Below are 9,787 nucleotides of genomic sequence, written 5' to 3'. Positions count from 1 at the left end.
GTTAAACTCTTTGCAGTACTTGTTTCTATCAAATATAACGCTTTTTTATTCAGTGTTTATCGTTTTAAAATGATTTGTCATAAAAAGATTTTTTATAAATTTAGGCTTTAATTTTACGAAAAACACGGATGAAGTTTGAACTTTATACAGCAGAAAGTGATGAAAGAACTGTTTATATCACAGGAAATTTCAACAATTGGAACCCGAAAGACTACAACTTTCAACTTACACAAAAAGACCCCCAAAACTATTTTATCGAAATTGATGATGCCCTTTTGCCAGATATTGTAGAGTATAAATTTACAAAAGGAGGCTGGGAAAATGTAGAACTCGACAAGTACGGAAGCATTACTCCTAATAAAAAAGCTTCAAAAGCGGCAGGAAAAACATCGGACATTGTTGAGAAATGGCGATTGAACTGGGGACCTTTTAAAGATGAATATTTTCCGATTGCAGAAATTATTTCGGAGGAATTCTACATTCCGCAGTTAGACCGTTACAGAAAAATATGGGCACTTCTACCCTATGATTATTATGTTTCAGACAAAAAATATCCTGTTCTGTATCTTCAGGATGCACAGAATTTATTTAATGAAGGAAGCGGCTACGGAAACTGGGAAATCGATAAAAAACTTTCCATTCTCTCAGAATACGGTCGTGGAGATGTCATCATCATTGCAGTAGAACACGGAAGCGAAGAAAGGATTAAAGAATATATTTTTGATAACGACAATGTCGCGAACGGATCTGAAGGTAAAAAATACATCCGTTTTATTACAGACACTCTAAAACCTTATGTCGACCAGACTTACCGTACAAAAAAAGACCGTGATAATACGGGAATCGGAGGAAGCTCTCTCGGCGCACTTATCAGTATTTACAGTGGTTTTCTTTATCCTGAAGTCTACTCCAAACTGTTGATATTTTCGCCTTCACTTTGGGTGGAACCGAACAACAATTTCCCGATGATGAGCTTCAGGGTTCCTTTTAAAACGAAAATCTATCTTTACGGAGGCGGTCAGGAAGGTTCGAAAATGGTAAAAAGAATTCACATTTTTGAAGAATATTTAAAACGCTGGGAGAAAAAGAATCTTTTCGATTTTGAATTCAGAACAAGCATCAATCCGGAAGGTACGCACAGCGAATTTTACTGGTCGCAGGAATTCCCGAGAGCGATTGAATGGCTTTATTATAACAACACAGAAAACCCGGTGGAAGTAAAACCACATCAGGAAAGCATTAAAAATTAAATTATGAAATTAATCAACAAAAAAAATAAAAATTACACGCAGGTTTTTCATCTTTTCACAGAAGAAGAATGGACGAAAACCAGCAAAAATTTCAATAAAAACATTTCAACTTTCTTTACGGGTAAAAAGCATGAAGTTTTCGTGAATGCCCATGAAGAAGGTATTACTTATTTTATAGGTTTAGGAAAATCTACTTTGCAGAATTTTGAAATTCAGCAGGTTGCCGTGAAGTTTTCCCAGACGCAGAAAGGAAAAGTACAGCCTGTCCCGACATTAGTTATAGCCGACTGTTTGAACGAGAGGCAGTTTGAAGAATTTGCAAAGGGTTTATTACTGGGAACCTATAATTATCCTTTCGAAAAAACGCATGCGTTCTGGAATGCTAAATTTGAGCTTCATTTTGAAAATTTAAGCCAGAAAAAACTAGACACCATCAGTAAAAAAGCTGAAGCACTGAGCAACGGACAGACCGCCTGTCAGGAATGGCTGAACAAGCCCGCCAATCTCAAGAAACCTGATACTTTCAGTTTATATTTAAAAAATTTAGCCAAAAAATACGATTTAAAATATACTTCTTTTAACAGGAAAAAGTGTGAGGAACTTGGTTTGGGAGCTTATCTTTCCGTTAATCAGGGAAGTGCTTATGACGCAGCATTCACCATTATTGAATACAAAACCAATGTTAAAAATGCAGTCACTTTCGGCTTGGTCGGAAAATGTGTATTGTTTGACACAGGAGGAATTTCTCTGAAAAATCCGGACAATATGCATTATATGAAATCGGATATGGGCGGTGCAACAGCCGTTTTGGGAACTCTGATTTATGCCGCAGAAATGCAGCTTCCGGTTAATATTGTTGCTATTTTACCTATAACCGACAATGCTATTTCTGAAAATGCTTTTCTTCCGAGTGATGTTATTACGGCTTACAACGGAAAAACAATTGAGGTTCTCAATACCGATGCGGAAGGCAGAATGATTCTTGCCGACGGACTTTCTTATATGGCGAAAAACTTCAAAACTGACTTTCTGATCGACCTTGCCACGCTTACGGGAAGTTCCGTAAGAATGTTTGGCGATACGTGTGGCGCTCTGTTTTCCAACAATGAAGAATTGAAAAATCTTTTGATAAAAACCGGCGATAAAACCAATCAGAGACTTTGGAATTTACCGCTTTGGGATGTCTGGAAAGACGATATCCAGTCGGATGTGGCAGATATTAAGAATATTTCGATGAAACCTATCGGAGATTGCATTATTGCGGCTAAATTTTTAGAACAATTCATTGAAAACCATCCTAAATGGGCGCATCTTGATATTGCCGGAGTGGCGTTCGGAAATGTAGGTTATGCCAAAGAAAAGGCTGCAACGGGATTTGGAGTGCAATTATTAGCCGATTTAATCGAAAATTATCACTAAAAATTAGTTTATTACAAAAATTCTCTGTATAATTGAAATAGAATTTTCAAAAGCGCACAATATTTTAATTTTTAACATTAAATAATTAATAAAAAAACGTTTTTATTTTTGAAAGTTCATCAAAAACTAAAAAACATTGTATGGAGGAGAAAACAATAGTATGTATTTCGTGCTATTACAAGGGTTATGATTTCATGGATGAAATGAAAAAACTCGGTAATAAAATAATTTTAGTAACATCCGAAAATCTTAAAGAAAAAAACTGGCCGTGGCATGCCATCGATGAGGTATTCTATATGCCTGAAGTAAAGCCTTCTGTCTGGAATCTGGATCATCTCGTGCAGGGATTTTCCCATCTGATGCAGACCAGAAAAGTACACGCCGTTATTGCTCTGGACGATTATGATGTGGAAAAAGCGGCGCTTATCCGTGAAACATTCAGAATTCCGGGAATGGGACAGACTACGCACCGCTATTTCAGGGATAAACTTGCCATGAGACAAAAAGCAAAGGATTCCGGAATTAATGTTCCTGAATTTACGGCAGTTTTTAATAATGATGAGGTTAATCATTTTGTAGATCAGGTTCCTGCACCGTGGGTTTTAAAGCCACGTTCCGAAGCCTCTGCTTCAGGAATTAAAAAACTGAATTCCAAAGAAGATCTCTGGAAGGCTCTTGATAATCTGGGTGAAGAACGTCACCTGTTTCTTCTGGAAAGCTTCAAACCGGGAGATGTTTATCATGTAGACAGTCTTACTTTTAACAAAGAAATCGTTTTCACTTCCGCTTCAAAATATTTGGCACCTCCGATGGAGGTTTCGCATGAAGGAGGTGTTTTCAGAACAAAAACGCTTGGAAGATATTCTGATGAATTTAAGGCTCTTGAAGAGGTAAACTCGAAAGTTTTATCAAATTTCGGACTTATTAACGGTGCGACCCACACAGAATTTATCCGCAGCAAAGACGACGGGAAATATTATTTTCTTGAAACTTCTTCAAGAGTGGGTGGAGCGCATATTCCGGATCTCGTGGAAGCATCTAGCAACATTAACATCTGGAGAGAATGGGCGAAAATTGAAGATGCTTTATTAAGAGGAAAAAACTATGAGGTTTCTAAACCTACAGGATATTATTCAGGGCTTATTGTCGCTTTAATTAAAGACAAAGAGCCGGATTACAATCAGTTTGAATGCGAAGAAGCGGTAAAATTCTTACCGATAGATTATCATGTCGGAATCGTTTACAAATCGAAAGATTCGTTAATCGTTCAGGAAAGATTAGACAGGGCAGCCGAAAAAATTCATGCTGAACTGCTGAATATTCTTCCGCCAAAAGACAAACCTATGTCATAATTTAAAAAGAGAAATTAACATCAAGAAATTATTGATTTTATAAGATTAAGTTTACCCTAAAATCCCTTTTTAATCCCTAATTTAGAAATCATTAAATCAGGAGAATGGAAAGGCAGACCTTATTATCAATTTACTGATTAAACCCAAATACGAAAAAAAAATGCCACAGATAGAGCATACAGATTATTATTCACATATATTAGGAACAAGTCTTAAAGTGGAAGTTACAGGACATTACGGTTATCCGATCATCATGTTTCCGACTTCACAGGGACAGTATACCCAAAACCATGATTTTCATCTTAACGGAAGCATCAATTGGTTTATAGAGCAGGGAAAAGTTAAACTTTACAATGTTCAGACCATAGACGGATGGAGTTTTTATGATAACAATATTTCTCCACAGCAAAGGATTAAAAACTATGAAAGATATGTTCAGTTTCTGATTCAGGAATTCGTTCCTTACGTTCAAAAAATTCATAAGACGCATCGCGTTGCGGTAGCGGGAGCCAGTTTCGGAGGATATCATGCTGCTAATTTTGCTTTCCGTTTTCCGGATGTTGTCTCGCATCTGTTCTGTCTGTCAGGAGCATTCAGCATCAGAAATTTTATGGACGGCTATTCCGATGAGCTGGTTTATTTCAACTGTCCGCGTGAATTTGTGAGAAATGATGAAGCATGGAAATACAAACATATGCATATTGTTTTAAGCACTTCGGATGAAGATATCTGCAAAGATAAAAACGTGGAAATGGCAGAAATTTTAGCTTCAAAAGGTATTGATTTCTGGTATGATGAAAGAAAGTGGATTAATCACGACTGGCCGCTTTGGAGAATGGTTTTCCCAACTTTTATCGGAACCTTTTTCTCTTAAAAATAATTTAAAATTTAACATTAAAATACAACATTAAAAAATACATTTATGGCAAAAAAAGTAGGAATTCTATTCGGTATGGAAGATACGTTTCCTTGGGCGTTTATTGATAAAGTTAACGAATTGGGAGGTGGAGAAATCATCGCAGAACCTGTACATATTGATAAACTTGAACAGGGTGCAGATTACGGATATGCTGTAATTATCGACAGAATTTCGCAGGATGTTCCTTTTTACAGAGCGTACCTGAAAAATGCAGCATTGAACGGAACCTATGTCATCAACAATCCATTCTGGTGGAGCGCAGACGAAAAGTTTTTTAATAACGCTTTGATGACGAAACTGGGAATTCCGCTTCCGAAAACAGTTTTGCTTCCGTCTCACGAAAGACCGACAAACACTTCAGAAACCTCTTTCAGAAACCTGAAATTCCCTCACGACTGGGATTATATTTTCGATTATGTAGGTTTTCCTGCGTACATGAAACCGCATGACGGAGGCGGATGGAGAAATGTATACCGCGTGGAAAATCCGGAGGATCTGTGGTCGAAATTAAGCGAAACAGAGCAACTGGTAATGATGGTGCAGGAAGAAATTATCTTTGACGATTATTACAGAGTATACTGCTTAGGTAAAAAATATGTTCATATCATGCCTTATGAGCCGAGAAACCCTCATCATCTGAGATATGCAACTACACATCAGACGCAGGGTGCAGAACTGGAGAAATTATTAAAAACAATTCACGACTACACCATCAAAATGAATGAAGCGCTTGGCTACGATTTCAACACGGTAGAATTCGCCATAAGAGACGGAATTCCTTATGCAATCGACTTCTGTAATCCAGCTCCGGATGCAGACAAAAATTCTGTAGGAGAAGAAAATTTTGCATGGATCGTAGAACACGCAGCCAAATTGGCGATCGAAAAAGCAAAAGAATATGTTCCGGGAAAACCAAACATCTCTTGGGGAACTTTCGTAAAAGATTCTGTAAAATAAGAATATCAACAAAAAGCACGAAAAAAAATGCATCAATTTACTATTGGAATCGAAGAAGAATATCAGATTATTGATGTTGAGAGCCGGGATCTGGTCTCTCATGTTTCGAAAATTATTGAAGGCGGAAAAGCTGTTTTAAGTGAAAATTTAAAGCATGAAATGCATGAATCCATGATTGAAATGGAGACAGGCATCTGCCAGAATATTCAGGAGGCAAAAGCCGAATTAACGAATTTAAGAAGACATCTTATAAAAACCGCCCATGAACAGGGACTGAGAGTTTCCGGCGGCGGAACGCACCCTTTCTCCAACTGGGAACACAACACCATTACAAACGGAGAGCGTTACATTAAAATTGTAGACGACATGGGTGATGTGGCGAGAGGAAATTTAATTTTCGGGCTTCACGTCCATATCGGAATCCCTAACCGTGAAGAAGGCGTAAGAATCCAGAATGTGATGAGGTATTTCCTTCCGCACGTTTATGCACTATCAACGAATTCTCCTTTCTGGATCGGAAGAAACACAGGCTTTAAATCTTACAGACAGGAAATTTTTGTAAAATTCCCAAGAACAGGAATTCCGAGTTTTTTCAATTCTTTAGCTGAATTCGACAGTTATGTAGACCTTTTGGTAAAGACAGGAACCATTGATAATGCTAAAAAAATATGGTGGGATCTCAGAGTTCACCCGTTCTACCCTACGATCGAATTCAGAATCTGCGATATGCCGATGAGAATTGATGAAACCGTTTGTCTGGCTGCCATAATGCAGGCTTTGGTTGCAAAAATCTACAAACTTCATCAGCAGAATTTAAGTTTCAGAAGCTACAGAAGATTATTGCTAAATGAAAACAAATGGCGCGCTTCCAAGAGTGGAATTGAAGCTCATCTGATTGATTTCGGAAAAGAAGAATCTGTGCCTTATCCTGATCTCTTAAAGGAACTTCTTGAGTTTATTGATGATGTGGTGGACGAATTAGGATGCAGAAAAGAGGTGGAATACGCATGGACAATTCTTGAAAACGGAACCGGAGCAGACCGACAGCTTAAAGTCTTCAATGAAACCGGAGACCTTACGAAAGTTGTGGATTATATGATCTCAGAAACTGAGTACGGCATCACACACGGAGAAACAGCTTCATAATTTTTTTGGTAACTTTGTAAAAAATATGAAGTCGTATGAATGATATTCGAATTGCTTTGCTGGACATGAACAACAATCATGTGAATCAGGGTTTTAAAAATATTAAAGAAATTTCTGAAGCATTTAAGCTAAGCTGTGCTCAGGAAAACGTAAGCATTGAAACATTCGATGTGAGATTTAAAAATGAAATGCCCAATGTAGAGGATTTCGATATTTTTATTTCTTCGGGAGGTCCGGGAGATCCGCACAGAGAAGGTCTTGAATGGGAAGATAAATTTGCTCAGTTTCTGGATAATGTTTTTGAACATAACCAATATAGTGACGACAAAAAATATCTGTTCCTGATCTGTCATTCTTTTCAGTTGGCAAGTATCCACTGGAAACTTGGAAATATCTGCAAAAGGAAATCGTATTCTTTCGGAGTAATGCCGGTTCATAAAACCGAGGAAGGAGAACAGGAATTTTTATTCAAAAATCTTCCCGATCCTTTCTATGCAGTAGATTCCAGAGCGTATCAGTTTATTGAGCCGGATCATGACCGTTTTGAGGAGCTGGGTATGAAAATCGTGGCTATTGAAAAATTCCGCCCACACATCAATTTGGAAAGAGCGGTGATGGCAATCCGTTTTTCGGAGGAAATATTCGGAACACAGTTTCATCCGGAAGCAAATCCTGCAGGCATGATTGAAAATCTGAAAGACGAAAAGAACAAGCAGGCGATGATTGAAAATTTCGGAATGGAAAAGTATCTTGAAACCGTGGATAGAATGGATGATGAAGATAAAATCATCCTTACTCAGGCTCAGATTCTGCCGAGATTCTTACAGTTTGCAAAAAAAAACGTTTTGAAGCAGGCAGAAGCAATGGCTTAAATTTTTAATAAAACGAAAATATCAATACAAAAATCGGACACAGAAACTGTCCGATTTTTTAAATCACAAAAAGAAAAAGAATTATGATTCCAAAATACAGAAAGCAATTTAATCAGGAATTTTCTCAGGAAAAATACAATCAGTTTAAAGAAATTTTAGAACAGAAAAGTGGTCTGGAAACCGGATTCAGAATTTCCGAAAGTCCTTTATTTCTGACAAAAGAATTTGAATCTAAACTTATTGACGCCAGCGAAAGCATTATTAGCCAGATTAAGAATCTTCCTGAAGAGACTTTACAAAAAGCGATTCCTGATAACTGCAGAGTTCCCAATGACACGAAGCAACCTCACTTTTTCACTATAGATTTCGGGATCTGCAAGAGTGAAAACGGCGAGATTGAACCTCAGTTGATCGAACTTCAGGCTTTCCCTTCTTTGTATGCATTTCAGAAGGTTTTTGAGCAGACATTCTGTGATGTCTACCCTTTTCTTTCGGAGCTGCAAAATAAAATGCCTCATGATGATTTTAAAAATTACATGAAGGATTTACTTCTGGGTGATGAAAATCCCGAAAATGTAATTCTTCTTGAAATTTATCCTGAAAAGCAGAAAACTGCCATTGATTTTGTTCTGACTGAAAAATTACTGGGAATAAAAACGGTTTGTTTAACCAAAGTGAAAAAAGAAGGAAGAAAACTATTCTACGAAAACGATGGAAAATTAACAGAGATCAGAAGAATTTACAACCGTGTTATCTTTGACGAATTAGACAGAATTCCGGATCTGAAAACTGAATTTGATTTCCGTGAAGATGTTGATGTAACCTGGGTTACGCATCCGAACTGGTTTTTTAAAATTTCTAAATTCCTCCTTCCACTTTTACAGCATCAATTTGTTCCGAAAAGTTATTTCCTGCATGAATTTCCGGAAAGCGAAAGCCTTGAAAATTTTGTACTGAAACCTTTATTTTCTTTTGCAGGAAGCGGAGTCAATTTAAATCCGACAAAGGAAATTACTGATGCTATTGAGGATAAAGAAAACTATATTTTGCAGAGAAAAGTAACTTATGAGCCTATTTTCGAAGATATTAACGGTGAATTTTCAAAAGCAGAGATCAGATTATTATACATTTGGCGCGAAAACGATGAACGTCCTATTCTACTGGAAAATCTGGGCAGAATGACTAAAGCAGCCATGGTAAATGTAGATTTCAATAAAAAGGATGCGATCTGGATCGGAAGTTCAAATGCGTTTTTTGCGGAGGAATAAATTAATACAAATAAGCAATGGAAGAAAATTCAGCTTTTGAAGAGTTTGAAACCCAGGGTAATGTACGAAGAAGAAGTTTGTTGCCACTCTGGATCAAAATATTTTTATGGTTCTTTCTGATCGGGGGTTCTTTTGCCGTAATCTTTTTAATGATTGCTCCTTTTTTAAGTAATATAAGCCTATCGCTTTATGGCATCAATGCCAGTCATCCTTATACTTTACCCGGAATAATTGTAACATCTCTGTTTATATTCAAAGGAGTTGTTGCGTACGGACTTTGGTTTGAACAGAAATGGGCTCCACAGGCCGCAATTATTGACGCCATTATTGGCATTGGAATATGTATTATCATGATGGTAGTTATTCCTTTTACGTCTCCTAATATAGGTTTTAGCCTAAGATTAGAGTTGATCCCGTTATATTTTTATCTGGTTAAAATGCAGAATATAAAATCGACATGGGAAAATAGATAATAAAAAAAGCTTCGAATGTTCGAAGCTTTTTTTATGGCATAATACTGAAAAATAGTTGGTAGAATCCTATCAAAAACTCATTGTTAGGCTGTTTGGAGGAAGTTTTATGAAACGTGTTTCATAAAACTTTT

At 37.0% G+C, this 9,787-nt stretch carries 9 protein-coding genes; all 9 read left to right on the top strand.

The window, feature by feature from the left end; all coding sequences use genetic code 11:
- Positions 1–128 precede the first annotated feature (128 nt).
- Positions 129–1,250 (top strand): alpha/beta hydrolase, encoded by a 1,122-nt coding sequence (locus DD829_RS08525; protein ID WP_116547674.1) that lies wholly within the window; start codon positions 129–131, stop codon positions 1,248–1,250.
- 3 nt (positions 1,251–1,253) lie between these two features.
- On the top strand, positions 1,254–2,669 hold the full coding sequence (locus DD829_RS08520; protein ID WP_108411265.1) for a M17 family metallopeptidase: 1,416 nt from the start codon (positions 1,254–1,256) through the stop codon (positions 2,667–2,669).
- A gap of 140 nt (positions 2,670–2,809) precedes the next feature.
- Positions 2,810–4,021, top strand: a complete 1,212-nt coding sequence (locus tag DD829_RS08515; protein ID WP_108410416.1) for an acetyl-CoA carboxylase biotin carboxylase subunit family protein — start codon at positions 2,810–2,812, stop codon at positions 4,019–4,021.
- A gap of 160 nt (positions 4,022–4,181) precedes the next feature.
- Positions 4,182–4,895 carry an alpha/beta hydrolase-fold protein gene (locus tag DD829_RS08510; protein WP_108410417.1) on the top strand — a complete coding sequence of 238 codons (714 nt, stop codon included), beginning with the start codon at positions 4,182–4,184 and terminating at the stop codon, positions 4,893–4,895.
- 48 nt (positions 4,896–4,943) lie between these two features.
- Positions 4,944–5,897 carry a RimK family alpha-L-glutamate ligase gene (locus tag DD829_RS08505; RefSeq protein ID WP_087710438.1) on the top strand — a complete coding sequence of 318 codons (954 nt, stop codon included), beginning with the start codon at positions 4,944–4,946 and terminating at the stop codon, positions 5,895–5,897.
- 27 nt (positions 5,898–5,924) lie between these two features.
- Positions 5,925–7,043: a carboxylate-amine ligase gene (locus DD829_RS08500; RefSeq protein ID WP_076390024.1), complete on the top strand. Its 1,119-nt coding sequence runs from the start codon at positions 5,925–5,927 to the stop codon at positions 7,041–7,043.
- Positions 7,044–7,078: 35 nt separating this feature from the next.
- Positions 7,079–7,915, top strand: a complete 837-nt coding sequence (locus tag DD829_RS08495; protein WP_116547673.1) for a type 1 glutamine amidotransferase — start codon at positions 7,079–7,081, stop codon at positions 7,913–7,915.
- Positions 7,916–7,998: 83 nt separating this feature from the next.
- Positions 7,999–9,183 carry a hypothetical protein gene (locus DD829_RS08490; RefSeq protein ID WP_108411675.1) on the top strand — a complete coding sequence of 395 codons (1,185 nt, stop codon included), beginning with the start codon at positions 7,999–8,001 and terminating at the stop codon, positions 9,181–9,183.
- A gap of 17 nt (positions 9,184–9,200) precedes the next feature.
- Positions 9,201–9,656, top strand: coding sequence for a hypothetical protein (locus DD829_RS08485; RefSeq protein WP_108411674.1), 456 nt, complete (start codon positions 9,201–9,203; stop codon positions 9,654–9,656).
- Positions 9,657–9,787 lie beyond the last annotated feature (131 nt).

It is taken from the genome of Chryseobacterium sp. HMWF035, assembly GCF_003094695.1.
Lineage (GTDB): Bacteria > Bacteroidota > Bacteroidia > Flavobacteriales > Weeksellaceae > Chryseobacterium > Chryseobacterium gambrini.
This window is presented reverse-complemented; position numbering and strand designations above follow the sequence as displayed.

Bases quoted from the DNA above. Each gene is read 5' to 3' on its own strand.
- DD829_RS08525 (WP_116547674.1), top strand. From the start codon at position 129: ATGAAGTTTGAACTTTATACAGCAGAAAGTGATGAAAGAACTGTTTAT.
- DD829_RS08520 (WP_108411265.1), top strand. From the start codon at position 1,254: ATGAAATTAATCAACAAAAAAAATAAAAATTACACGCAGGTTTTTCAT.
- DD829_RS08515 (WP_108410416.1), top strand. From the start codon at position 2,810: ATGGAGGAGAAAACAATAGTATGTATTTCGTGCTATTACAAGGGTTAT.
- DD829_RS08510 (WP_108410417.1), top strand. From the start codon at position 4,182: ATGCCACAGATAGAGCATACAGATTATTATTCACATATATTAGGAACA.
- DD829_RS08505 (WP_087710438.1), top strand. From the start codon at position 4,944: ATGGCAAAAAAAGTAGGAATTCTATTCGGTATGGAAGATACGTTTCCT.
- DD829_RS08500 (WP_076390024.1), top strand. From the start codon at position 5,925: ATGCATCAATTTACTATTGGAATCGAAGAAGAATATCAGATTATTGAT.
- DD829_RS08495 (WP_116547673.1), top strand. From the start codon at position 7,079: ATGAATGATATTCGAATTGCTTTGCTGGACATGAACAACAATCATGTG.
- DD829_RS08490 (WP_108411675.1), top strand. From the start codon at position 7,999: ATGATTCCAAAATACAGAAAGCAATTTAATCAGGAATTTTCTCAGGAA.
- DD829_RS08485 (WP_108411674.1), top strand. From the start codon at position 9,201: ATGGAAGAAAATTCAGCTTTTGAAGAGTTTGAAACCCAGGGTAATGTA.